This is a genomic window from Streptococcus sp. 27098_8_69 (genome assembly GCF_041432445.1).
GTDB lineage: Bacteria > Bacillota > Bacilli > Lactobacillales > Streptococcaceae > Streptococcus.
On record NZ_JAPVZO010000001.1, the window covers coordinates 224,015 to 249,452 of the forward strand.

Sequence of the window (25,438 nt, forward strand, 5' to 3'; positions counted from 1 at the left end):
TTAAGACCTAAAAAAACTAGGCTGTCGACTCCAGATTTGGAAACTGACAACCTAGTTTTTACAATTTACATTTTTAGGAGCGAATTATTTTGCGTTTGCTGCGTATTCTTCATTACGTTTGATCATTTGTTTTCTGTACCATGCAAAGATACCAACGTAGAATACTAGGAATACTAATGCGCCAAGGATAGCTTTGATATCACCAGTTGTAGCATTACCAATTGCCCAACCAAATAGTTTTTCGATTGGTCCTTCAAGAGTTGAGTGAGTAATCAATTGAGTTTGGCTTACACCTTCTGGGAAGGCACCTACACCTTTAGCAAGTTCTGTTGCAAATGGTGCGATAAGTGTACCTGAAAGAAGGAAGAGTGGCAACAAGAGTGTTCCGAAGATAATCATACGGAGCAATTTACCACGAGTAACTACCAAGAGAGCTGGAGTTACACCCATTGCGATGATACCAGCAAGTGGCAAGATACCATTTCCGACATTTGAAAGAAGCACAGCTTCAACCAACATGATTGGTGCAAGTACGTTGGCACAAGCCCAGATTTCAGCACGACCAGCGATAAATGGCCAGTCAAGACCGATGTTGAATTTACGTCCTTGAAGACGTTTAGTAGCAACGTTTGTAATACCTTGTGAAAGTGGTTCTACGGCTGCGATGAACCATGAACCGATCAATGAGAAGAGCTCCAAGCAGACACCGGCAGTCAAACCAAGTGACAACCAACCTTTAATAACAAGTTCCCATTTTTCAGCACCTTCAACACCAGGAACTGGATGTGGAGTTCCCATCAAACCGATAACGATACCAAGGATGAAACCGATGAAGAATTTAGATCCCCAGAAACCGATTCGTTTGTTCAATTTAGCAGCGTCAAAGTCGTATTTATCAAGACCTGGGAAGAGTTTATCAAAAATCTTATCCAAAACCATGATAACTGGGTTCATCATGTAGTTCATGTGAGTTGAAGTCATTGGTGATGAACTTGGTGCGTTAAGAAGGTCATCAAATGTTGGTTTCATCAAGTCAGAGTTGATGATTTTAAGAACCCCTACAAGGACAACTGCTGCAGTCGCGATGAAGAGTGAAACTCCTTGGCTAACTCCATTGTTGTCAGCGTACCATTTAATCAAAAGACCTGTGATAGACAAGTGCCAGATATCAAAGATATCGACGTCAAGTGTATCAGTTTTCTTCATTGCAAGCATTACAATGTTGACGATCAACATCACAAGCAAGAAGTAAAGTGTCCAAGCTGAACCCCAAGTGATTGTAGCAAGTGGTGCCCAACCAACGTCGGTGATGTTCAATTGAATACCAGTATTTTCAACGAATTTTGCAAGAGAAGCTGAGAAAGCTCCGTTAAGCATTCCGATGATAGCACCGATACCAGTAAGTGCGATGGCAAGTTTGATACCACCTTCAAGTGCTTTGGAGAATTTCACTCCAAATAGTAAAGCCAATACTGTCAAAATGATCAGCATGATAATTGGGCCACCCATATCCAAGATTGGCTTGAATACTTTATTGGCCAAGTCAATAATGAAATCCATAATTTTCCTCCCTTTATTTTTATGGAATATTTACAAATTAATAATTAGCTTAGACCATGTTCTTTGATAGCTGCTTCAATATTGTCATAAACTGGAGCGCTCATAGCTGGAATACGGAACAAGATTGGTCCTGCTTCAACAACTGGGATACCTGGTTCAAAACCTAAATCAGTAGCAGCGATTGGTGTGAAGATATCATAACCTTTAATCAAGTCTTCATTGACATCTTTTACCATAACAGCATCACATTGAACATCGTACCCACGGTTAGAAAGTTCTTCTTCAAGAGCACTTTTAATTTGGTGGCTTGAGTTAACACCTGCACCACAAGCAGCAAGAATTTTAATCATTTGGATTTCCTCCGTTTTTATATAAAAATTATTAACAAATTAAGCAGTCGCTTCTGAGATATATTGGAACAAAGCTTCAGGTTCCGTAATCTTAGAGAGCGCTTCAAGATGACCATTGCCTGTAAAGAAGTCCATCAACTGCGCAAGAATATTTGTTTGACTTGAGCTTGAATTGTTGATGATAAAGAAGAGTAATGATACTTCTACTTCCTTATCAGGGGCAATCATATTGTGGAACGTTACTGGTTTTTCCAGACGAACCACGACAACATTTTCAGTTAGATTATGAATTGTATCAGTATGAGGAATAGCTACGTTAGGCAAATCCTTCCCTAAAAACTCCATATCCAAACCAGTTGGGAACGATTTTTCACGTTCAATCAAGGCCGAACGATAGGTCTCTGTAACAACTTTCTTTTCTTCCAATATGGTTGCAACTTGATCGAAAAGTTGCTCTTGATTATCTGCTTCTAAGCAAAAGACTAGGTCTTTGTCAAAGAAATGATCTAATCCCATGACCTTCTCCCTTCATATTTAACTTTTATGGTATAAGTATAACACTATATGAAACCGTTGTCAATATTTTTTTTGTTGCATTTTGTTTGATTTTTATTTTTTTTGTTTACGAATTAAACATTTAATAATTTCAAACATATTTTTTATAATTTCCTAATAAGTATAATAAAAAAACAGGAATGACTCCTGTTTTCACGATGTTAACTCTTTTTATTGGTCCAACTTTCTTCCACCATTGGAAGGAGATTTTTTAATACCTCTAGAACACCTTCAAGAGAAACATATCTAAACTTACCATCATCGGATTTAAATACCCAGATAATTAAATATTTACCATTCTTAGCAATACAGTTTACTACGTAGGCCTCATAGCCACCGATAGTTGATTTTGACCCCCATACCTTGGAAAAGTCTTGACTTTTCTGTTTAGATTCATAAATGCTAGTTGAAATTTGAACAGTTTCTAGCGCTGCATATTCGCTTTCACTAATACCAAACTGTTCTGGTTTAAAAGTATTGAGAGTTACAATGTTGACATCCGTTCCATCACAGTACTGAATGTCATCTCCACCTTCAATTTCTTTGAAATGAACCCATGATTTAGGAATTTTCACATATCCATAATCATCAGATCCAACTATTTGCGTTTCTTCCGTCTGGCTAGATAAGAAAGGCGATGATTAAGTGCCACTGGTCCGGACGTGGTTTGCAACCACGTAAAAAAAGCCTCAGTATTCGCACTGCTGGTGCTTTTCCATTGCTCCTGGCCTAGAAAACTATCACTTTTTCGCAGAATCCGTATAACACATTTACGGATCAGGTGCAAGAAAATACGTTTTTTGAGAGGTTCTGACTAAAAATAAGACTATTTATTTTTTATTGTTTTTTATTGTAGAGCAGACCCAACCGAATGAACATAGGTTGTAGAAAGCAAATGAAAAAACTGCAAGGATGATAGCTCCTGTATCTAAATAACCTCTTTCAAGACCGTTTTTCAACAACAACAAGCCTGTAGTTTCGACAACGATCAAACATAAAAATATATAAAAAATTTTCGCATTAAGCATATTGTTACCGCTTTCTTTTTATTTGGTTTTATTGTATAATAAAAGTTGAAAAAAATCAAAAATACATCCCCCCCATCTAACGGCTGGTTTGCACCAGAACGCTATAAGCCCAAATTACCAGCCAGCGCCTAAAGACGCTGGCTTTCACCTTGTTCAAGCCTCATTGTCACTTGCCTCTTAAAAAGGCGTGAGTATTACTTGCCACTATCCCTAAAGGGATCCTCATATTTTTTTATACTCAATTTATCTAGTGCTATATCATGCTTTACTTATTTTCAAATTTTCATACTCGTGAAGAAATCATCCACTGGATAATTTCTTTAATCTTGGATATATTTCCTTATTGTGGCTTCATTAAGCCCTACTGTACTCACGTAATAACCTTCCGACCAGAAATGTCTATTCCCAAACTTATATAGTTGATTGAAATAAGATATGAACAAAGAGATTAGGAAAGTCAAATCAATTTCTAAAAATGTTTTAGAATCTGTAGTGTACTATCCCAAGTTCAATCTGCTATACTTGAGGTTGGCGCGTTTGTCAAACATTAAGAAAAGAGGCTGGGCAAAAAATCTTTAAAATCAGAAAAACGCATAATATCAGGTGTTGAAAACCTTGATACTATGCGTTATATTTTTTTCATTTTCGGAGAAAATTGACTTTTTACCCAGCCACTTAAAAAATCATTATTTTATATTTATCTTATTTTTTCTTGAGATCTCAACTATTCTTCATCCATACTCAAGACGCTGAGGAAGGCTTCCTGAGGTACTTCTACAGAACCGATGGCTTTCATGCGTTTCTTACCAGCTTTTTGTTTTTCGAGAAGTTTACGTTTACGTGAAACGTCACCACCATAACACTTGGCAAGAACGTTCTTACGAAGGGCCTTGATGTCAGTACGAGCAACAATCTTGTGTCCAATTGCTGCTTGAATTGGTACCTCGAATTGTTGACGAGGGATAATTTTCTTAAGCTTATCAACGATGAGTTTTCCACGTTCGTAAGCAAAATCCTTGTGAACGATAAAGCTAAGGGCATCCACCTTGTCTCCATTGAGAAGGATATCCATTTTCACAAGCTTAGATGGGCGGTACTCTGACAATTCGTAGTCAAAACTTGCATAACCACGTGTTGAAGACTTAAGCTTATCAAAGAAATCAAAGACGATTTCAGCAAGTGGGATTTGATAGATAACATTGACACGGTTATCATCAATATAGTCCATAGTCACAAAGTCACCACGCTTGCGCTGAGCTAGCTCCATCACTGCTCCAACAAACTCTTGCGGTACCATGATTTGCGCTTTAACATATGGTTCTTCAATGGTCGCAATCTTAGTTGGGTCTGGGAACTCAGATGGATTAGACACATCCATAGACTCGCCGTCTGTCAGATTGACTTTATAGATAACAGACGGAGCTGTCATGATGAGGTCGATGTTGAACTCACGTTCCAAACGTTCCTGGATAACATCCATATGAAGAAGTCCAAGGAAACCACAACGAAAACCAAATCCAAGTGCCTGAGATGTTTCTGGTTCAAACTGAAGACTAGCATCATTCAGTTGCAATTTTTCAAGGGCTTCACGAAGATCGTTGTATTTATTTGACTCGATTGGATAAAGACCTGCGAAAACCATAGGATTCATCTGCTTGTAGCCATGTAAGGGCTCTGCCGCAGGATTAGTTGCCAAGGTAACTGTATCACCCACACGAGTATCCTGAACCGTCTTGATAGAAGCCGCAATATAACCAACGTCCCCAGTCGCAAGAAAATCACGACCAACTGCTTTCGGAGTAAAAATACCAACTTCTGTCACATCAAAGGTCTTACCATTGCTCATAAGCTGAATCTTATCGCCAGGTTTGACCACTCCATCCATGACACGCACTTGGAGGATAACCCCACGGTAGGCATCGTAAACAGAGTCGAAAATCAATGCCTTAAGTGGCGCCGTCACATCACCTGTTGGGGCTGGTACTTTTTCGACAATTTGCTCGAGAATTTCTTCGATACCGATACCCGCCTTGGCTGAAGCCAATACTGCTTCGCTAGCGTCTAGACCAATGACATCCTCAATTTCCGTACGCACGCGCTCTGGATCTGCAGCTGGCAGGTCAATCTTGTTAATAACTGGCATGATTTCCAAATCATTATCCAAGGCCAGATAAACATTGGCAAGGGTTTGAGCCTCAATCCCTTGGGCAGCATCAACGACCAAAATAGCACCTTCACAGGCAGCTAGCGAACGTGAAACTTCATAGGTGAAGTCTACGTGTCCTGGTGTGTCAATCAAGTGGAAGATATAAGTCTCACCATCTTTAGCCGTATAATTAAGCTCGATAGCATTAAGCTTGATCGTAATTCCACGCTCACGCTCTAAATCCATACTATCCAAAAGTTGGGCCTGCATTTCGCGACTGGAAACTGTCTCTGTCTTTTCCAAAATACGGTCTGCTAGGGTTGACTTTCCATGGTCAATATGGGCGATAATAGAGAAGTTACGAATCTTCTCCTGTCGTTTTTTCAATTCTTCTAAGTTCATCATTCTCTTCCTTTCAGGGTATCTATTAATTATAAATTGTTTTTAACATTTTGACAAGACCATACCCTGTTAGGAGTACTAATCTTCAGCAACAAAGCCGTTATTTTCAATGAAGTAATGTTCTGTCATACCTTGGTCGGTAAAGACGATTCCATGAAGGACACCACCATAGACTGCTCCTCCATCCATTCCAATCTTGCCATCTTCTGTTATCCAGAGTTCAGATGTGCCAGGTTTTTGATCCAACAAACCATAGACTGGTGTATGACCAAAGACAATTGTTTTTCCAGTATGATTGGCTGCTTCGTGGAATGGTTTTCTGAGCCATACCTTCTTATAATCGGTAGTATCGTGCCAATCATCCAAAGTCAAATCAATACCGGCATGAACAAAAATATACTTATCTGTTTCAATGACAAAAGGCATCTGACGGATAAACTCCACTAAGTCTGCTGCTTCTGTCTCAACACGCTTCGCATCTACTACTCCATCTACTGGTGCATCTAGTGGACGGCCTAAAATGGAATTAATGGTTGTATCCCCACCATTACGACGATAGTGGTCATAGCTTTCTTCAGGATTATCCAGCCAAGTCAAAAACATGTACTCGTGGTTTCCTGATAAGCAGATAGCTACTTGCTTATCTACCAAATCCTTGACCATTTCAAGAACACGGCGGCTATCTTCTCCTCTATCAATCAAATCTCCAAGAAAGAGCAATTGAGTCTTGCCATCCCATGTTTTTAGTAAGTCTTCTAACATTCCAGCTTTTCCGTGGACATCACCAATTACATAATAGTCTGTCATTTATTTCTCCTTACTTTGTAATAATTCTCTCGCTTGAGTCAATGCTGCTTCTGTCACATTCTCCCCAGCCAACATCTTAGCGACTTCTTCAATCCTTTCCTCAACTGTCAACAAGCGAACTGTTGAAACGGTTGAATGTTCATTGCTAATCTTTTCGATGAAGAACTGATAATCTGCAATCGCAATAACTTGAGGAAGGTGAGAAATAGCTAATACTTGACCATGCTGCCCAATTTTATGAATCTTTTGTGCAATGGCTTGAGCTACACGACCTGAAACTCCCGTATCCACCTCATCAAAGACGATACTGGTCTTGCCTTCCTTACGAGAAAAAGCGGACTTGATAGCCAACATCAAACGAGACAATTCTCCTCCAGAAGCTACTTTTACTAATGGTTTAAAATCTTCTCCAGGGTTGGTTGAAATGTAAAATTCAACACTCTCATTACCTTCGCGACTGAATTTTCCTTGACTAAAACGAACTTGAAATTGTGCTTTCTCCATGTATAGGTCTTGCAATTCTTGCTTGATTTCAGCTTCTAAGTCCTGCGCTATTTTATGGCGAGCTTGAGCAACTTGACCTGCTAGATCCACAAGATTTTTTTCAAGTTTCTTGAGTTCGATTTCCATATCTTCAGAAGATAGATTATTTCCTGTTAGAAGATTGTATTCATCTGTAATCTTGGCAAAGTATTCAAGGACATCATCCACACTACCACCATACTTACGGGTAATGGTGTGAATCAAATCTAGTCGGCTTTCAACCTGCATCAGACGATTACCATCAAAATCTAAATCATCAATAATGGATTCCAAGCGCTTAGTGATATCTTCTAGAATATAATAGGATTCAGAAAGGGAGCTTGAAATCTCTCGATACTCTTGATCGAACTCTTCAAGACTTTCCATATCATTCATGGCCGAACGAACATTTGCAAGGCTTGAAAATTCTTCATTATCAAGCATACTATAAGCATTTGTTAAAGTATCTGCGATATGTTTATGGTTAAGAAGTTTGTCTCTTTCTTGATTAAGGGCAATATCTTCACCCGCTTTCAAATTAGCTGCTTCAATCTCAGCCATCTGAAATTCCAACATTTCAATACGAGCCTTGTGTTCCTGCTGATTTTTTTTGATATCAAACACTTGCTTGCGCATACGGCGATAGTTATCGAAACTCATCTGATAGGCTTCTTTTACTTCAAAGAAAGAAGTGTCCCCAAACTCATCCAACATCTGGATATGTCGATGTGGGCGCATTAACTCCTCTTGGTCATGTTGACCATGGATATCAACTAGCTGTTGACCAATCGTCCTTAATACTGAAAGATTAACCATCTGTCCATTGACACGACTGATGCTACGGCCGTTTTGTAAAATTTCACGACGAATAATGATTTCATCACTCAATTCTAATCCTTGTTCATCAAAAATTTCTTCTAGCGCGCGATTACTTTCAATTGAAAAAAGACCTTCAATTTCCGCTTTTGGAGCCCCATAACGAATAACTTCTGTTGTAGCTCGAGCTCCTAACATCATATTCATAGCATCAATAATGATTGATTTACCCGCACCTGTTTCACCAGTTAAAACTGTCATCCCTTGTTCAAAGTTCAAAGAAATTGATTCGATGATAGCAAAATTTTTAATCGAAATTTCCAGTAACATATAATCCTACCAATTTTTAACTTGCTCAAAAATATCTTTGGCTGTTTCTTCACTTCTCAATACCATCAAGATGGAATTATCATCAGCAATACAGCTAAAAATTTGGTCAGAAAAAACAGTCATCAACTGACTCTTGACGAAAATAGTATTCCCTGGAATAACTTGCAAATTAATCATATGCCCCATGCGTTCAGCATGAATAATATTATTTTCTGCCAACTGCAAGCTTCTAACGATTGATTTTGGTAATTCATAAATGTAAGTATTGTCCTTCAATGGAATTTTTACAATACCTAATTCTTTAATATCTCGGGAGACTGTTGCTTGAGTAGCAGAGATACCCGCTTCTCTCAAGTGTTCAACGATTTCTTCCTGTGTTCCGATTTGATAATCTGTAACAAATCTTCTAATTTTTTCAAGTCTCTCTTTTTTATTCATCTTTAAACTCTCTATGCGCTCTCTCTACAACTTTATCTATTTCAATAACAACCTGATTACTTGCCTGGTCTTCTTTTCGCAAATAGGCTAAAAACTCGATATTCCCATGACCACCTTGAATAGGAGAATAGTCCAATCCTAAGACTGAAAATCCTTCATCAACTGCCATTTTAGTAACTGATTCTAAAACATTTTGGTGAACTTTGGCATCTCTGATAATTCCATTTTTACCAATCTGTTCTCGACCAGCCTCAAATTGAGGCTTAACTAAAGCTACAACCTGACCTTGAGCAGCTAAAACTCGGTGCAAGGCTGGTAAAATGAGGCCTAGGGAAATAAAACTGACATCGATACTGGCAAAACTTGGTTCCTGATCAAAATCAGTTTTTTCCGCATAACGGAAATTAAACTGCTCCATACTGACAACACGAGGGTCTTGGCGTAATTTCCATGCCAGTTGGTTAATACCAACATCAACTGCAAAAACTAGTTTAGCACCATTTTGCAACATGACATCCGTAAAACCTCCAGTTGAAGCTCCGATATCAATGGTCGTTTGTCCCTCAACTGATAGATCAAAAATATCTAGCGCCTTCTCAAGTTTCAAGCCACCACGACTGACATACTTAAGTTTCTCACCCTTGAGTTTCAACTCTGTATCATCAGGAATTTTTTCTCCTGGTTTATCAAATCGTTCACCATTTAAAACAGCGACTACCAAACCTGCCATAACACCACGTTTGGCTTGTTCTCTCGTTTCAAATAAACCTTGTTTGTAAGCTAGTACATCTACTCTTTCCTTAGCCATTGATTCTCAAACTTTCTACTATTTTCACAATTGGTTCTTTGTCAAAGCTCACAACTTGGCTAATCTCTTCGAGTTTCGCATTAGCTTGATCCAAAGTTTGATTGCAAAACGCTATCGCCTGATCTAATCCCAACAAGGCAGGATAGGTTGACTTTTCGGCTTGCAAATCTTTCTGGGGTGTCTTGCCGATTTCCTCAAAACTTGCTGTAACATCAAGCACATCATCTCTCACTTGGAAAGCCAGGCCAATCAACTCGCCAACTGTTTTAAGCTGCTTCTGAAGATTTTCATCCAATCCAGCAATGATTCCAGCCGCTTGGAAAGGAAAGGCTAAAAGTTTACCGGTCTTATTAGCATGAATGGTCTGAAGTTCTTCTAGACTTAACTGTTGACCTTCACCTTCCATATCTAACACTTGACCAGCTACCATCCCCATACTTCCAGAAGCAAGTGATAAATTAGCTATTAAATCAACCTTGGTTTGACTTGGTAAATCAGCTTGAGCAATTAAAGCATAGGGATCCAAAAAAAGCGCATCCCCTGCTAAAATAGCTAGAGCTTCACCATACACCTTATGGTTGGTCAAACGCCCCCGACGATAATCATCATTATCCATAGCAGGAAGATCATCATGAATCAAACTTCCAGTGTGAATCATCTCAAGCGCTGCTGCAACTTGAGCATGTTCCTGAGTGATAGGCACTTGCAAGGAGTCCAAAACTTCTAAAAGTAAATAAGGACGAATCCGTTTACCACCAGCATGGACGGAATAGAGAACAGATTCTCTTAAACTGGACGCAAATTGTTGGTTGCCATAAAAATCTTCAAGAGCTGACTCGACCAATGCTAGTTTTTCCTGCTTGTTCATACAAGTTCACTTTCTGTTCCATCTTCTTGCATCACCTTGACCAAAGTCTTTTCTGCTTTATCAAGTGTTGCTTGCAATTCTTTTGAAAGAACCATTCCTTTTTGAAATGCAGCAATAGCATCTTCCAAAGCAATTTCACCATTTTCTAAGCTTTGAACAATCGTTTCAAGTTCTGCTAGATTTTCCTCAAATTTCTTTTGTTTTGACATCTCTTACCTCTAATTCTACTTGACCGTCCCGCATCAACAGTGATACTTGGTCATTTTCTTTCAAATCTTTCGCAGAAGCGACTACGACTTCTCCTTTTTTGACAATTGCATAACCTCTGGCTACAATTCGACTAGTATCTAGCATAAGGAGAGCTTCTGATAGTCGTTTTACTTCTGCTACTTTTGCATCATAGATCACAGCCATCTGGCTTCGCATTAGTTTTTGAAGTTGGAAAATACGATCCTGATAACGCTGGATTTTGATGATTGGTGATAATTGTTCCAAACGGTGGACTTGTTCTTGCACCTTTTGTTGATTACGAACCAATTCGGCATTCAGTCCTTGCTTCAGTCGCAGCTGTAACTGATCTAAGCGTTGTAGATAACCGTCATATAAACGCTCTGGTTGTCTGAAGATGACCGATTGACTGAGGATTCTCAAAGCTTCTTGTTTCTTTGACAAGGTATGCTTAACCGCTGTAGTCATGCGTTTTTCTTGATTCTGAAGATAGGTCAAAAGATCTAACTTAGTTACTGGTGTCGCAAGTTCAGCCGCTGCTGTCGGTGTTGCTGCTCTCTTGTCAGCAACAAAATCAGCCAAGGTGACATCTGTTTCATGACCTACACTCGAAATAATCGGTAAACGAGATTCAAAAATTGCTCGAACTACAATTTCTTCGTTAAAGGCCCAAAGATCTTCAATGGAACCTCCCCCACGACCAATAATCAGAACATCTAAATCCTTACGTTCATTGGCTCGAGTTATATTACGAGCAATCTCCTTTGCAGCACCCTCACCTTGAACTTTAGTAGGATATAAGACAATTTCCACACCAGGGAAGCGTCTGCTTACAGTTGTAATGATATCCTGGATAACAGCTCCACTACGGCTGGTCACCACACCTATTTTTTTTGAAAATTGTGGTAAAGATTGTTTAAATCGCTCTTGAAACAAACCTTCTTCTGCCAGTTTCTTCTTAAGTTGTTCAAATTGGATAGCTAAGGCACCGACACCATCTGGTTCAGCTTTTTCAATGATAATCGAATAACTTCCACTTGGCTCATAGACTTGGACACGACCAACCACATTGATCTTCATCCCTTCTTCCAAGTCAAATCCCAAACGTTGGTAGACCCCCGACCAAATTGTCGCCTGAATAACCGCTCGGTCATCTTTAAGAGAAAAATACTGATGGGTTGGACGCTTACGGAAGTTAGAGACTTGACCAGTTAAATATACCCGTTCCAAGTAGGGGTCTTTATCGAATTTCATTTTTAAATACTTGGTCAAAGTTGTAACCGATAAATACTTTTCCATCTCTACCTCCTTCTTTTCTCTAGTTTTTCCTGGGTATTATTATACCAAAAATATGCTTAAAAATCTTTAATTTCCACCTAGAATAGTGAAAATACAGGCAATTTATGTGCGAAATTATTTCTTAATATTTTTGCCCCTCGAACAGAAAAAAACCCTTCGGATAAAATCCGAGGGGCTTAAAACGTTGTTAAATCAACGACCGAACTTTTGAGTTTCAAGGTTCGGGATAAAATAGTTCACTGAACTATTTTATTTCTTAAGGTTGTAGAATGATTTCAATCCACGGTATTCAGCTACTTCACCAAGTTGATCTTCGATGCGAAGCAATTGGTTGTATTTAGCGATACGGTCTGTACGTGAAAGTGAACCAGTCTTGATTTGTCCTGCGTTTGTTGCAACTGCGATATCAGCGATTGTTGAATCTTCAGTTTCACCTGAACGGTGTGATACAACGGCAGTGTAACCAGCTTCTTTCGCCATTTCGATAGCGTCGAATGTTTCAGTAAGAGTACCGATTTGGTTAACTTTGATAAGGATTGAGTTAGCAGCACCTTCTTCGATACCACGTGAAAGGTAATCAGTGTTTGTTACGAAGAGGTCGTCACCAATCAATTGAACTTTACCACCAAGACGTTCAGTAAGAGCTTTCCAACCTTCCCAGTCGTTTTCATCCATACCATCTTCGATAAGTATGATAGGGTATTTGTCAACCAATCCTTCAAGGTAAGCGATTTGTTCTTCAGCAGTACGAACAGCAGCGCCTTCACCTTCGAATTTAGTGTAATCGTAAACTTTGCGTTCTTTATCGTAGAATTCTGATGATGCACAGTCAAATCCGATAAATACGTCTTTACCTGGAACATAACCAGCAGCTTCGATAGCAGCGATGATAGTTTCTACACCATCTTCAGTTCCGTCGAAACGAGGAGCAAATCCACCTTCGTCACCAACGGCTGTTTCAAGACCACGACCTTTAAGGATTTTCTTAAGAGCGTGGAAGATTTCAGCACCCCAACGAAGAGCTTCTTTGAATGTAGGTGCACCAGCAGGTACGATCATGAATTCTTGGAAAGCGATTGGAGCATCTGAGTGAGATCCACCATTGATGATGTTCATCATTGGAGTTGGAAGAACTTTAGTGTTGAATCCACCAAGGTAGCTGTAAAGTGGGATTTCAAGGTAGTCAGCAGCAGCACGAGCTACAGCGATAGACACACCAAGGATTGCGTTTGCTCCCAATTTACCTTTGTTAGGAGTACCGTCAAGAGCGATCATAGCACGGTCGATAGCTTGTTGATCACGTACATCATAGCCGATGATTGCTTCAGCAATAATGTTGTTTACGTTGTCAACAGCTTTTTGAGTACCAAGACCACCGTAACGAGATTTGTCACCGTCACGAAGTTCAACTGCTTCGTGTTCACCAGTAGAAGCTCCTGATGGAACCATACCACGTCCATGAGCACCTGATTCAGTATATACTTCTACTTCAAGTGTTGGGTTACCGCGTGAGTCTAGGACTTCGCGAGCGTAAACATCAGTAATAATTGACATTTTTTACTCTCCTTTGAGTTAAATTATTTTACACCTCTATGATACATCAAAAAGATACCTTTTTCAAGAAAAAACGTTATTTTTGTGCAAATTTTCCTTAACTTTGTTAAGTAATCGCTTTCTTTTCCGCCTTATCTATAGACTTTTATGATATACTATATTTATGACTGATATATCTAAACAAATATTAGAAAAAGCCAATGGTGGACTTAAGTTAAATCCAGACGAACAAAGACGTTTTCTTGGTACCTTTGAAGAACGTGTTCTTGGCTACGCTGAACTCGCTACTGCGAATGATGTCAAATTTCAAAAGGCATTTTTAACAATTTTAGAGACTTTTAAAAAAGAAACCGAACCTCTTTTTGTCAAAATTTCTCCTCAGGTAGTATTTGAAAAGCAGGTCTATTATCTAAAACAAGCCAAAGATGCTGACTGCCAAGCGACCATCGTTTCTGAAGATCATAACTCTTCTCCTTTTGGCCTAGTTATCCATAGCGATGCCCCTGTTCAAACAAGTGAAAAAGACCTCAGAAAGGCCTTTTCAGACTTATGGCAGGAAAAAGAGATGAAAAAAGCTCCTACTTCTCTTTGGAAAAAATGGTTTGGTTAATTTTTCTTCAAAGCTAAAATTTGACCAATGTTTGCAGCTGTATCTTCTAAATAGATAGCTGCATTTTTTAAACTATCTTCTAATGGTTCGCTTTTTTCTAGTATTGAAAAAGCAGCTATGACATTCTCAAATGGTAAAGGAGGTAAATCCTCAGCTAAACTACCACAAATAGCAATAACTGGAACACCATTTGGTGTTCTTTTTGCTACTCCGATTGGAGCCTTACCAGATAAACTTTGAGAATCTAACCTACCTTCACCAACGATGACAAGATCTGCATCCGCAACCTTCTGATCAAAACCGATTAGATCTAAACAAGTTTGAATACCAGACACAATTGTTGCTCCAGCATAAGCACATAAGCCAGCTGCAATACCACCACCTGCTCCAGCTCCTTCAAGACTTAGAATTTCAGGTTCAACTTTGTGGTAAAAGTTTTCAACAGCATCATCAACTTTTTGAAATTGAGCTGGATCTAATCCTTTTTGCATTCCAAATGAATGTGTAGCTCCATGAGGTCCACAAAGAGGATTGGTAACATCTGCTAAGATTTTGATACGCACATCAGAAGGAATAGATATAACTTTCTCCTTTGAGATATCAGTAATTTCAAACAAAGACTGACCAATAGCTAGAAGTTCATCTCCATTTTTGTCATAGAACTGGTAACCAAGTCCTGAAGCAATACCAATCCCACCATCGTTACTGGATGTCCCACCAACTCCTATATAGATTTCTTTCATTCCTTGTTCGATTAAATATAGGATCAGTTGACCAATCCCCTTTGTTTGAATCTTCAGTGGATTTCGTTTTTCAATAGGAATTTTAGCAAGCCCAACTAGATCAGCCACCTCGAACAGAGCAAGTTCTCCTTTTTGAACATAAGTCATTTGAATCTCATCTCCAAAGGGACCTGTCACTAAAGCAGTTTTTTCTACAAGACCAAGTGAATTTTTAATGGCATCTACTGTTCCTTCTCCACCATCTCCAACTGGTAAAAGTAAACATTCCGAATCAGGTAGTGCCTTTTTAAAACCTCGTTTAATAGCTTCAGCCACTTGGTTTGCAGGGAGACTCTCCTTAAAAGAGTCAGGCGCGATAACAATTTTCATACACTCATCTTTCTAATCAAAGGAAATCTATCAGATTCAATACTTTTGTTAAATCTCTATCTTCAATTTGAAGGGGAATTTCCTCTTTCACGATTTCTTTGGCACAGAAGCCAATGCCGATTCCAGCTCTCTTCAACATTGCTAAATCATTAGCTCCATCTCCAATAGCAATTGTTCTATCAATTGGTACCTCTAATTCATCAGCCCATCTTACTAGGGTTTCTTTTTTAACTTCTCTGCTGATAATAGGACCAACAAGATTTCCAGTTAAATAACCATCTCTGATTTCCAGTTGATTAGCAGCAAATAATGAAATCCCTAAATCTTTTGCTATTCTTTCAACCACAGGTGTAAATCCACCCGAAACTAGACCCACTTCTATCTGATTTTTTTGCAGAGTATTAATAAATTGCGCAGCATTTTTACTAAGGTGTAGTTCATGATAAATCTTATCAAAAGTATCTACAGATAGTCCTTTTAATAAAGAAACACGTTTTCTCAGGCTTTCTTCAAAATCAAGTTCTCCTCTCATAGCTTGGACAGTCAGTAGAGCTACTTTTTCTTCACATTCTGCTTCTTTCCCCAACAAATCAATAACTTCCTCTTCTATCAGTGTCCCATCAACATCCAGTACACAGAGTCCTTTAATTTTTTTCATATAATTGCCTTACTTTCATAATCTCAAAAAATCGTATGAAGGTATCATACGATTTTAACTATTTAGTTTGCTAAGCTATGATACAAATCAAGATATGACTTGCAAGCTGTATCCCAAGAGAAATCACATTCCATAGCCTGAACTTGCATGTTTTTCCATACGTCAGGATGGTTATGATAAACGTCCAAAGCAGTTTGCAATGCCCAGTTGAGCCAGTATGGAGTTAGGTTGTTAAAGCTAAAGCCTGTACCTGTTCCTTCAATTGGGTTAAAAGCTTGAACAGTATCTCTAAGGCCACCCACCTCGTTTACTAAAGGAAGTGTTCCATATCTCATGGCCATCATTTGTGAAAGTCCACACGGTTCAAAACGACTTGGCATAAGGAACAAATCACAAGCAGCGTAGATTTCTTGAGCTAATTTCACATCGAAAGTAATATTGGCAGAAAGTTTTTCTGGGAATACTTGACTAAACCAAGAGAAAGCTTGTTCAAATCCTGGATCTCCAGTTCCCAAGAGAACAATTTGAATATCCTCTTGAAGCATACGATGCAGGCTTTCAACTACCACATCAAAGCCCTTCTGACGAGTCAAACGTGACACGATACCAATCATTGGCACATCAGGACGTACTGGAAGACCAACTCTTTCTTGAAGTTTCGCTTTATTTTGAGCTTTTCCTGACAAATCAGTTTTATTAAAATGATACTCAAGTAAAGCATCCGTCTCTGGGTTGTACAAATCTGTATCAATACCATTAACAATACCTGAAACCTTACCAGATTCCATACGAAGAATCTGATCAATACCGCAACCAAACTCTGTAGTCATGATCTCATAAGCATAGCTCGGTGACACGGTTGATACACGATCGGCATAAAGAATACCAGCCTTCATCCAGTTAAGACAATCATTCCAACGAACTGTTCCATCAGCGTAGCGCTCAAATCCAACCCTGAACAAGTCCCAAAGCATGCTTTCAGAGAATTGACCTTGAAATTCCAAGTTATGAATGGTCAAAACAGTCTTGATTCCTTGGTAAGCTTGAATCCATCTGTATTTTTCTTTCAACAAGAAAGGAATCATTGCTGTATGGTAGTCATGAGCGTGGAGGACATCAGGGATAAATCCGATACGCTCCATAGCTTCAAGGGCAGCAAGTTGGAAGAAGGCAAAACGTTCACCATCATCGAAATCTCCATAAACATGTCCACGGAAGAAATAATATTGATTGTCGATGAAGTAGAAAGTAACACCGTTTAAAACAGTTTTCTTAATTCCACAAAATTGTCTGCGCCAACCAACATAGACTTCGAATTGAAGGACATCTTCAATCTGATCACCAAACTTGGCTTCTACCATGTCATAGTATGGCAGGATAACAGCAACTTCATGCCCAGCTTTTACTAATGATTTTGGAAGTGCTCCGATAACGTCTCCCAATCCACCTGTTTTTGAAAAGGGAGCGCCCTCTGCTGCTACAAATAAAATTTTCATGAAAGGACATCCTCTGTTACTTTTTCGCCTTTTTTGATGACAACAGGATTTTCTGCTGTACCTCGAACGACAACTCCCTCAGCTATTTCAGCACCCTTATCAACAATTGCATACTCAACTTGTGCACCTTTTCCAACGACAACGCGAGGGAAGATAAGAGATTCTTTAACCAAGCTGTCTTTATTGATACGAACATTACGCGAAATAACAGATTTATCCACTTCACCCTCAATGATACTACCAGAAGCAAATTGAGATGTGTTTACTTTAGAACCAGGTGCATAGTAAGTAGGCTCTTCGTTTTTAACTTTAGTGTGAATCTTTTGATTTGGCGAGAACAAAGAGTAGAATTTATGCGGATCAAGCATATCTAAATTAGCTTGGTAATATGTTTCTACTGAATGAATATTGGCTAGGTAACCTGTATATTCATATGCAAAAGCACCTTCTTTGGCTGCCAAATCACGAAGAACATAACGTAATTTTTCTGGATATTCTTTTTGAGCTTCTTCTTCCAAACGTTTAATCAACCATTGAGTGTCTACAACAAAGATATCTGTCGACATGTTGTAGTATTCTTGGTTTGATTTTTTATCAAAGAGTTTGTGAGAAAGCACATGGTCAGTTTCATCGATATCAAGGATTGCATTTACTTCTGAAATATCTTTCTTAGGTAATTTCTTATAAACTACTGTAATCGGTGATTTTGTTGTATTATGCAAATGGAAAACTTGATTGAGATCAATATTCACCAAAACATCAGAGTTCAAGGAAACTGTTTGGTCTGAACCTGAACGTTTTAAGTAAGTTAAGAGTTGTTTATAGTACTCTTTTCCAACTGTACTGCTTTCTACACGAGTATTGTAGATTCCAAGATAGTAGTGGCTAAGAAGTGTATTCAAGCCCCATTCACGTCCTGAACGAATATGGTCAAATACAGAGCTGATGTTATCTTGTTGGAAAATTCCAAAGATACTACGAACACCTGCATTAGCTAAACTTGAAAGTGGGAAGTCAATCAAACGATACTTTCCTCCAAATGGTAAAGTTGCCACTGGACGGTTACTTGTCAAAGTTGACATATCATGGAAACCAACGGTATTTCCTAAAATCGCTGAATATTTATCAATCTTCATCTGTTGCTACCCCCACTACTTCGTTATATCCGACTACTTGTACTTCTTCTGTACCATCAATTTCAACACCATCAGCGATGACTGCTCCTTCACCGATGATTGCACGTGTAATTTTAGCACCTCTACCAATAACTGCTCCACTCATGATAACAGAATCAACAACTTCTGCTCCCTTACGAACTTGAGCTGCTGTAGAAAGGATAGAGTGTTTTACTGTACCATTTACGTAACATCCATCCACTACAAGAGAGTCTTCTACTTGAGCGAATTCTCCAAGGAAGTTTGGTGGAGCGATAAGGTTACGAGAATAAATTTTCCATTGACGGTTACGGCTATCTAGAGCATTCTCTGGAGAGATGTATTCCATATTTGCTTCCCAAAGAGATTCGATAGTACCAACGTCCTTCCAGTATCCGTTGAATTCATAAGCATAGACACTTTCACCTGTTTCAAGATAGTTTGGAATAACATTTTTACCGAAGTCTGACATGTCTAGGTTGGCCTTTTCAGCTGCAACTAACATATTGCGAAGTCGTTTCCAGTCAAAGATATAGATACCCATTGATGCCTTAGTTGATTTTGGTTCAGCTGGTTTTTCTTCAAACTCAACAATGCGATTGTTAGCATCTGTATTCATGATACCAAAACGGCTAGCTTCTTTAAGTGGCACATCTAAGACAGCAACTGTCAAGCTGGCATTATTGTCCTTGTGTGATTGGAGCATATCATCATAGTCCATTTTGTAGATATGGTCTCCTGAAAGAATCAAAACATACTCGGGATTGATACTGTCGATATAGTCGATGTTTTGGTAAATGGCATGACTTGTACCTTCAAACCAACGATTCCCCTCACTTGCAGAGTAGGGTTGAAGGATAGAAACACCTGTGTCGATGCCGTCTAGACCCCAACTAGAACCATTACCAATGTGGCTGTTGAGAGCTAGTGGTTGATACTGTGTGATAACCCCAACATTGTGGATACCAGAGTTGGCACAGTTTGAAAGAGCAAAATCAATGATACGGTAGCGCCCACCAAATTGCACGGCAGGTTTAGCAATGCTTTGAGTGAGTTTACCGAGACGAGTTCCTTGCCCACCAGCAAGGATTAAAGCTAGCATTTCATTCTTCATTTTCTACTCCTTTTTGAGTCTTATTTGTGACAGTTTTAGCAGGTTTCAAGCGACGTTTGATTTTCCAAATACTTGCACCCATAGCTGGCAAAGTAAAGGTCAATGTCTGCTCATAATCCTTCCATAACCCTTCTTGAGTTTGAACAGTTTGGTTGTGTTCTTTCCAAACTCCACCCCATTGTTCCAACTCTGTATTCCAAATTTCTTCGTAAATACCTGCAACTGGTAATCCAATTGTAAAATCAGGACGTTCAACCGGTGCCATGTTAAAGACACAGACTAGCATCTCACCTTTTTTACCTTTACGAATAAAGGATAGAACACTCTGATCTCTATTATCAGCATCGATGATTTCAATTCCATCATAACTTGTATCAATTTCCCAAAGACAACGATGGTCTTTATAAAGTTGATTCAGTTGAGATGTGAAGTATTTCATCTTAGCATTCATTGGATCTTCAAGGTTTGACCACTCTAATTGCTCTTCTGATTTCCACTCTAAGAATTGACCGAATTCGCTACCCATAAAGAGTAATTTCTTACCAGGGTGACAAATTTGATAAGTATAAAGGTTTCTCAGGCCAGCAAATTGATTGTAACGGTCTCCCCACATCTTATGCATCATACTCTTCTTACCGTGGACAACCTCATCATGTGAAAATGGTAGGAGATAGTTTTCTTTGAATACATACATAAAGCTGAAGGTCACAAGATTAAAGTCATACTTGCGGTAAATGGGATCTTCTTCGTAGAAACGTAGGATGTCATTCATCCAACCCATGTTCCACTTGTAGTCAAATCCAAGTCCACCCATTTCCTTCATGCCAGTAATCTTGGTACCTGAAGAAGACTCCTCTGCAATCATCATAACATCCGGATGAGCTAGTTTAATAACGTCGTTCAAACGTTGTAGGAAATAATAGCCTTCATAGTTGAGATTGCCACCGTCTTTATTTGGTGTCCATGGAGCATTGTCATAATCTAGATAGAGAATATTACTTACAGCATCAACACGAATACCATCTAGGTGATAGAAATCAATCCAGAACTTAATGCTAGAAATCAAGAAAGATTGGACTTCATTTTTACCAAGGTCAAAGTTGAGTGCTCCCCAACCGTAGTTGTTAGCCTTATTATGATCCTGGTATTCGAAAGTCGGTGTACCGTCGTAGTATGCCAAAGCGTCATCATTGATTGTAAAGTGACCTGGCACCCAATCCACAACTACACCGATATTGTTGATGTGACATTCCTCAACAAAGTCTTGAAACTCTTCTGGACGTCCATAGGCATGCTCTAAAGCAAAGTAACCCATGAGCTGATAACCCCAACTCAAACCAAGTGGGTGAGCCATCAAAGGCATAAACTCGATGTGAGTATAGTTCATCTCAACGAGATATGGGAGGAGCTCTTCTTTAAGTTGAGCAAAACTATAAGGGGTTCCATCAGGATTTCTCTTCCAAGATCCTGCATGCACCTCATAAATGTTGACCGGTCTCTCGAAAAATCCCCAACGTTTTCTGCGAGCTAACCAGAGGCCGTCCTTCCATTTTTTCTCAGGTATTTCTGTTAAAACAGCTCCTGTTCCCGGACGAGCTTCATAGCGTACTGCCAAAGGATCAATCTTCATAAGCTGATGACCATTAGCACGAGTAATATGATATTTATAAATATGCCCCTCTTGAGCTAAAGTTGTAAAAACTTCCCAAACTCCAGATTCATTACGAACCATGGGGATTTGATTTTCAGCCCAGTTAGTAAAATCACCAACTAGATGGACAGCCTGCGCATTTGGCGCCCAGACACGGAATGTATAGCCATACTCACCGTCTCTTTCTTCACGATGCGCTCCCAAATAGTGCTGAAGATGAAAATTTTCGCCACTAGTAAAAGTTCTTAAAGCCTCAAATTTATCCATTGAATCCCCCTTTTATTGTAAGCGTTTTCTATATTTCTATTATACTACCTTTTAAGAAAACTTTCAACTAATTTCCGAATTCTCCTAAAATTTTTTTCGAAAATCTTCATATAGTTATCTTAACATTTCTAAAATTTTCATAAATGATAATAGGCGATGGAATTTTCTATTAGCTACTATTACAAAAATAACTCTCATTATTTATATATAAAATAACTCGATTAAAAACTGAACGTTTTTAGATTTCGGTAATATAATATTCGTAGATAACTCTTTTTATATAATTTTACCAAATTTTCTGAAATTTTCAATCATTTTTAGTAATAGTTCCATTTTTATTTTTAGGTCTAGGAATATAAAAAAACTCAAGCATAAATCTTGAGTTTTGGTTCATTTTTTACGCTAAAACATTCAAGACTGCCACACTAACATCGTCAATGGCATTTTCTTGGTTAGAACGGCTATTAGTTACTAACATTTCTAGGTTTCCTGCATTTTCATAGTAATAAGAAGCCCCTTTAGCATTGAATACAACCAAGAAGTGCTCTTCGCCACCATGAATCTCATAAACAATCCAACCACTATTTTCAATGGCTGTATGAACAAATACATGACGGTAGACTTCTTCATAAGTAGGGTATGAAAATGCAATGTTTTGTGTTTTAAGTCGGATAATCTGACGAACAAACTCGATACTATCTTGACGCTCATTGATCAAATCCCAGTTGACTTGGTTGATGCTATCAGGAGCATTGTAACTATTCATAGCTCTCTCACGATCTGCGTGAGTCAACTCGCCATTTTCTCCTGTAGCTACAAGCTTGGTACGGCCAAACTCTTGCCCCAGCTCCATGAAGGCCATCCCTTGCATGAGGAGATTCATAGCCGTCGCTGTTTCTACTTTCTTCATGATACGTTTTTCACTCTCCGTTGGATGAAGGGTTTTAAGCAAATCATGCAAATTGTAGTTATCGTGGGCTTCTACATAGTTAAGAACCTGATTCGGGCTGAGGTAAGAACCCAGTTCTCGGCTTCCAAGGATAGCCTTTGCGACGATCGGCTCAGTACCTGCACCACTGACAAAACCAGATTTGATAGAACCATAGACTTCACAACCTTTAACCGCATCACGTTGATTATCATTAAAGAATCCAATGTTTGGCAATTGATAGGCATTATCTTTCTTAGCCTTATCATAAGGAGCAAGACCAGTTCCCATATCCCATCCTTCTCCATAAAGGATGATTTTAGGATCGACTTCATCCATAGCCCAACGGATCATCTGCATGGTTTTAATGTCATGAATTCCCATCAAGTCAAAGCGGAAACCGTCAATATTGAATTCTTTTACCCAGTAGAGAAGAGAATCAATCATATATTTACGGAACATTTCATGCTCACTGGCAGTTTCGTTACCGACTCCTGTTCCATTTTGATAGGTTCCGTCATGGTTCATTCGATAATAATAATCGGGAACCGTTGTTTGGAATGGCGCATCCATCGTTGAGAAGGTATGATTGTAAACAACATCCATAATAACACCGATACCAGCGTCGTGATAAGCTTGGACCATGGCTTTCAAATCACGGATAGCTTGACCTGGATCATTTGGATTTGTAGACATGCTAGTTTCTGGAGCATTGTAGTTTTGTGGATCATATCCCCAGTTATAAGTTACATTTCCATCTGCGTCGTATTCTTTATGACGGTCAGCAATTGGTTGCAACTGAACATAGTTGACACCAAGTTCTTTGATATAGTCAAACGAAGTCGACTGACCATACTGGTTAACTGTTCCAGTTTGCGCTGCACCTAAGAAGGTTCCTCTTAATTCTGGCGCAACACCAGATGTTTCAGACTTAGTCAAATCACGGATATGCATTTCATAAATGACTGCTTGGCAAGGATTTTCCAAACGCCAAGTTGCTTCTGTACCATGCTTAACCTCAAAACCTTCGACCTGACGATCTTGGTCTGAAATGATGGCTGAACGTTTTCCATCAGGACTTGTCGCTATTGTATATGGATCACGAGTTAATGACTGGTGATGAGGAAAGTCAATTTGGTAGTGATAAGCACGACCTGCTAGGCTTTCTGGAATTGTTAAACTCCAAACACCAATGGTATTATACTTGTGGCTATAGGAATAACTATTTCCTCGCTCCATTTCAAAGGTTTTAAAGATAGGAGCGTCATTCTTCGCTGATTCATAGACTACTACTTGGACAGAAGTAGCTGTTGGTGCCCATAAGCTAAAACTTGTTTCATTTTCAGAAACTTGACATCCCAACTCTCCTTGATAACCCCAGTGGTGGTCAAAACTCGCACTATTGATTGCCTTGTCAAAGGCAAAAGGATTTTGGTCCTTATAGTGTGGACTGGCAATGGCAGGATTTTCAGAATAATAAACTGTATCGTCTCCATCCAAAATCCAAACCTCTGTTAAAAGTGGATAGTAATTGAAGCGAATAGGATATTCTTTGCTGGCACCGTCTTTTTCAACGCTAAAAGTCATGGTCTCAAGTGCTACTTCACTCGATTGAGTCAGTGAAAATTTAGCTCCAAAATATTCTTCTTCTTTGATAAGCTCTACTGAATCTAGAGGTTTTTTGCTGAAACTGCAAGCCTCGTAGGCTTCATCCTTGCGATGGTAATGAATAAGTACAGGATAATTGTACATAGTTCTCCCTAATTTCTAAATTAAATTTGATTTTATATGTTACTCATAATTTCTTGATCAATCGCCTCACGATTCACAAAAAACTCAATGTGATTATGGCATACTTCCAAATCTACTGGTGTATCGCCACCGTATTCTCCATCAAGGTTGAGCATAAATGGCTCTTCCTGATCCAAAGTTTCAATTCGGAGTTTACTAGTTTTCAGATATTCAACATTGACATCTGACACGTGTTGGCCTCCGTTCATGGCTTGAACTAGCAGACTCAACATATCTAGGATTTTATCTGTCTTTACTAGAATAAGCGTGAAATTGCCATCATCCAGCTTGGTATCAGGTGCAAATTGCTCAAATCCACCGATAGAATTGGTCAAGGCAACAAAGACAAGAGAAACTTCTCCTGTAAAAATTCCCCAATCATGGTAAATCCGAACAGGACGGGCTTTGGATTTTGGGAACATCTCGATGCCTTTAGCAACGTAGGCCAGATAACCCAGACGCGTCTTCAGTTCACTCGGAACACTAAAGGTTAACTCTGTAAGAGCTCCTGCCGCAGCAATATTGATGAAATACTTATCGCCAAAGGCACGACCAATATCAATTTGCTTGGTTTCATTTTTAGCAATGATCTTCGCTGCAGCAACTGGATCCCCCATAGGGATTTTCAATGCTCTAGCATAGTCATTGGTAGTTCCGGTAGGAATGATGGCTATCTTTGGACGATGTACCAGAGGTGCAATTCCATTAACCACTTCATTGATGGTGCCATCACCACCAGCTACTAAAACCAAATCAAAGCCAGCTTTTGCAGCTCTTTCTGCTTCTTTCTGGGCTGACAGGGGTTCAGGTTTGGTTTGGAAAGCACTGGTTTCATAGCCTATGCTCTCTAACACTTCTAGGACTTCTGCGATATTTTGCTTGATAATTTCCTGGCCTGATGTCGGATTATAAATGAGACGAGCGCGTTTTTTTTCTTCTTTCATAG

Annotated in this window: 22 protein-coding genes and 2 pseudogenes; 1 reads left to right on the forward strand and 23 read right to left on the reverse strand. The window is 39.1% G+C overall.

Translation table 11 applies throughout. The features are described from left to right. Positions 1-84 precede the first annotated feature (84 nt). The 15 genes and pseudogenes from O3658_RS01205 to eno all read right to left on the reverse strand — a co-directional run bounded on the left by O3658_RS01205 (position 85) and on the right by eno (position 13,711). Positions 85-1,560 carry a PTS galactitol transporter subunit IIC gene (locus O3658_RS01205; protein ID WP_301560186.1) on the reverse strand — a complete coding sequence of 492 codons (1,476 nt, stop codon included), beginning with the start codon at positions 1,558-1,560 and terminating at the stop codon, positions 85-87. Positions 1,561-1,604: 44 nt separating this feature from the next. After that, positions 1,605-1,910, reverse strand: a complete 306-nt coding sequence (locus O3658_RS01210; RefSeq protein WP_000590576.1) for a PTS sugar transporter subunit IIB — start codon at positions 1,908-1,910, stop codon at positions 1,605-1,607. Positions 1,911-1,949: 39 nt separating this feature from the next. Continuing rightward, positions 1,950-2,426 (reverse strand): PTS sugar transporter subunit IIA, encoded by a 477-nt coding sequence (locus tag O3658_RS01215; RefSeq protein WP_371558994.1) that lies wholly within the window; start codon positions 2,424-2,426, stop codon positions 1,950-1,952. Positions 2,427-2,626: 200 nt separating this feature from the next. Beyond that, positions 2,627-3,082, reverse strand: a pseudogene (locus O3658_RS01220) (hypothetical protein); the annotation flags it as partial. Between the two features lie 213 nt (positions 3,083-3,295). Beyond that, the gene (locus O3658_RS01225) at positions 3,296-3,493 is read right to left on the reverse strand and encodes a hypothetical protein (protein ID WP_075230276.1); all 198 of its coding nucleotides are present in this window, start codon (positions 3,491-3,493) and stop codon (positions 3,296-3,298) included. A 194-nt stretch (positions 3,494-3,687) separates the two neighbouring features. Further along, a pseudogene (locus tag O3658_RS01230) lies at positions 3,688-3,918 on the reverse strand (transposase); the annotation flags it as partial. Between the two features lie 299 nt (positions 3,919-4,217). Beyond that, positions 4,218-6,041, reverse strand: a complete 1,824-nt coding sequence (gene lepA / locus O3658_RS01235; RefSeq protein WP_001047207.1) for a translation elongation factor 4 — start codon at positions 6,039-6,041, stop codon at positions 4,218-4,220. 78 nt (positions 6,042-6,119) lie between these two features. Next, positions 6,120-6,848, reverse strand: a complete 729-nt coding sequence (locus O3658_RS01240) for a metallophosphoesterase family protein (RefSeq protein ID WP_371558995.1) — start codon at positions 6,846-6,848, stop codon at positions 6,120-6,122. After that, positions 6,849-8,516, reverse strand: a complete 1,668-nt coding sequence (recN, locus tag O3658_RS01245; protein ID WP_371558996.1) for a DNA repair protein RecN — start codon at positions 8,514-8,516, stop codon at positions 6,849-6,851. A gap of 6 nt (positions 8,517-8,522) precedes the next feature. After that, complete coding sequence (locus O3658_RS01250; protein WP_049526273.1) at positions 8,523-8,954, reverse strand: arginine repressor; 432 nt, start codon at positions 8,952-8,954, stop codon at positions 8,523-8,525. Then, positions 8,947-9,762, reverse strand: coding sequence for a TlyA family RNA methyltransferase (locus O3658_RS01255; RefSeq protein ID WP_371558997.1), 816 nt, complete (start codon positions 9,760-9,762; stop codon positions 8,947-8,949). Before O3658_RS01255 ends, O3658_RS01250 begins: the two co-directional genes overlap by 8 nt. Further along, the gene (locus tag O3658_RS01260; protein WP_070460756.1) at positions 9,755-10,630 is read right to left on the reverse strand and encodes a polyprenyl synthetase family protein; all 876 of its coding nucleotides are present in this window, start codon (positions 10,628-10,630) and stop codon (positions 9,755-9,757) included. Before O3658_RS01260 ends, O3658_RS01255 begins: the two co-directional genes overlap by 8 nt. Next, positions 10,627-10,839 carry an exodeoxyribonuclease VII small subunit gene (locus O3658_RS01265; protein ID WP_016465776.1) on the reverse strand — a complete coding sequence of 71 codons (213 nt, stop codon included), beginning with the start codon at positions 10,837-10,839 and terminating at the stop codon, positions 10,627-10,629. The genes O3658_RS01260 and O3658_RS01265 overlap by 4 nt, the downstream gene beginning before the upstream one ends. Then, positions 10,817-12,157: an exodeoxyribonuclease VII large subunit gene (xseA, locus tag O3658_RS01270; RefSeq protein WP_371558998.1), complete on the reverse strand. Its 1,341-nt coding sequence runs from the start codon at positions 12,155-12,157 to the stop codon at positions 10,817-10,819. The genes O3658_RS01265 and xseA overlap by 23 nt, the downstream gene beginning before the upstream one ends. Before the next feature lie 249 nt (positions 12,158-12,406). Next, the gene (gene eno / locus O3658_RS01275) at positions 12,407-13,711 is read right to left on the reverse strand and encodes a surface-displayed alpha-enolase (protein ID WP_155173017.1); all 1,305 of its coding nucleotides are present in this window, start codon (positions 13,709-13,711) and stop codon (positions 12,407-12,409) included. 163 nt (positions 13,712-13,874) lie between these two features. Here eno and O3658_RS01280 point away from each other — a divergent pair, with 163 nt between their 5' ends. Then, complete coding sequence (locus O3658_RS01280) at positions 13,875-14,321, forward strand: DUF1694 domain-containing protein (RefSeq protein WP_371558999.1); 447 nt, start codon at positions 13,875-13,877, stop codon at positions 14,319-14,321. On the opposite strand, the gene O3658_RS01285 is transcribed toward O3658_RS01280, so the two are convergent. The 8 genes from O3658_RS01285 to O3658_RS01320 all read right to left on the reverse strand — a co-directional run bounded on the left by O3658_RS01285 (position 14,318) and on the right by O3658_RS01320 (position 25,436). Then, the gene (locus O3658_RS01285; RefSeq protein ID WP_371559000.1) at positions 14,318-15,433 is read right to left on the reverse strand and encodes a glycerate kinase; all 1,116 of its coding nucleotides are present in this window, start codon (positions 15,431-15,433) and stop codon (positions 14,318-14,320) included. The two genes, O3658_RS01280 and O3658_RS01285, sit on opposite strands and share 4 nt — an antisense overlap. A 16-nt stretch (positions 15,434-15,449) precedes the next feature. Further along, positions 15,450-16,091, reverse strand: coding sequence for a phosphoserine phosphatase SerB (gene serB / locus O3658_RS01290; protein WP_371559001.1), 642 nt, complete (start codon positions 16,089-16,091; stop codon positions 15,450-15,452). A 62-nt stretch (positions 16,092-16,153) separates the two neighbouring features. Beyond that, positions 16,154-17,587: a glycogen synthase GlgA gene (glgA, locus tag O3658_RS01295; RefSeq protein ID WP_371559002.1), complete on the reverse strand. Its 1,434-nt coding sequence runs from the start codon at positions 17,585-17,587 to the stop codon at positions 16,154-16,156. Continuing rightward, a complete protein-coding gene (gene glgD, locus O3658_RS01300; protein WP_371559003.1) occupies positions 17,584-18,723 on the reverse strand; it encodes a glucose-1-phosphate adenylyltransferase subunit GlgD in 1,140 nt (379 codons plus the stop codon). The genes glgA and glgD overlap by 4 nt, the downstream gene beginning before the upstream one ends. After that, a complete protein-coding gene (locus O3658_RS01305) occupies positions 18,713-19,855 on the reverse strand; it encodes a glucose-1-phosphate adenylyltransferase (RefSeq protein ID WP_153225396.1) in 1,143 nt (380 codons plus the stop codon). Before O3658_RS01305 ends, glgD begins: the two co-directional genes overlap by 11 nt. After that, complete coding sequence (glgB, locus tag O3658_RS01310) at positions 19,845-21,773, reverse strand: 1,4-alpha-glucan branching protein GlgB (RefSeq protein ID WP_371559004.1); 1,929 nt, start codon at positions 21,771-21,773, stop codon at positions 19,845-19,847. Before glgB ends, O3658_RS01305 begins: the two co-directional genes overlap by 11 nt. Positions 21,774-22,170: 397 nt before the next feature. Further along, positions 22,171-24,453, reverse strand: coding sequence for a type I pullulanase (gene pulA / locus O3658_RS01315; RefSeq protein ID WP_371559005.1), 2,283 nt, complete (start codon positions 24,451-24,453; stop codon positions 22,171-22,173). Between the two features lie 32 nt (positions 24,454-24,485). Next, entirely contained in the window at positions 24,486-25,436 is a 951-nt protein-coding gene (locus tag O3658_RS01320; protein WP_371559006.1) for a diacylglycerol kinase family lipid kinase, read from the reverse strand. Positions 25,437-25,438: the final 2 nt, after the last annotated feature.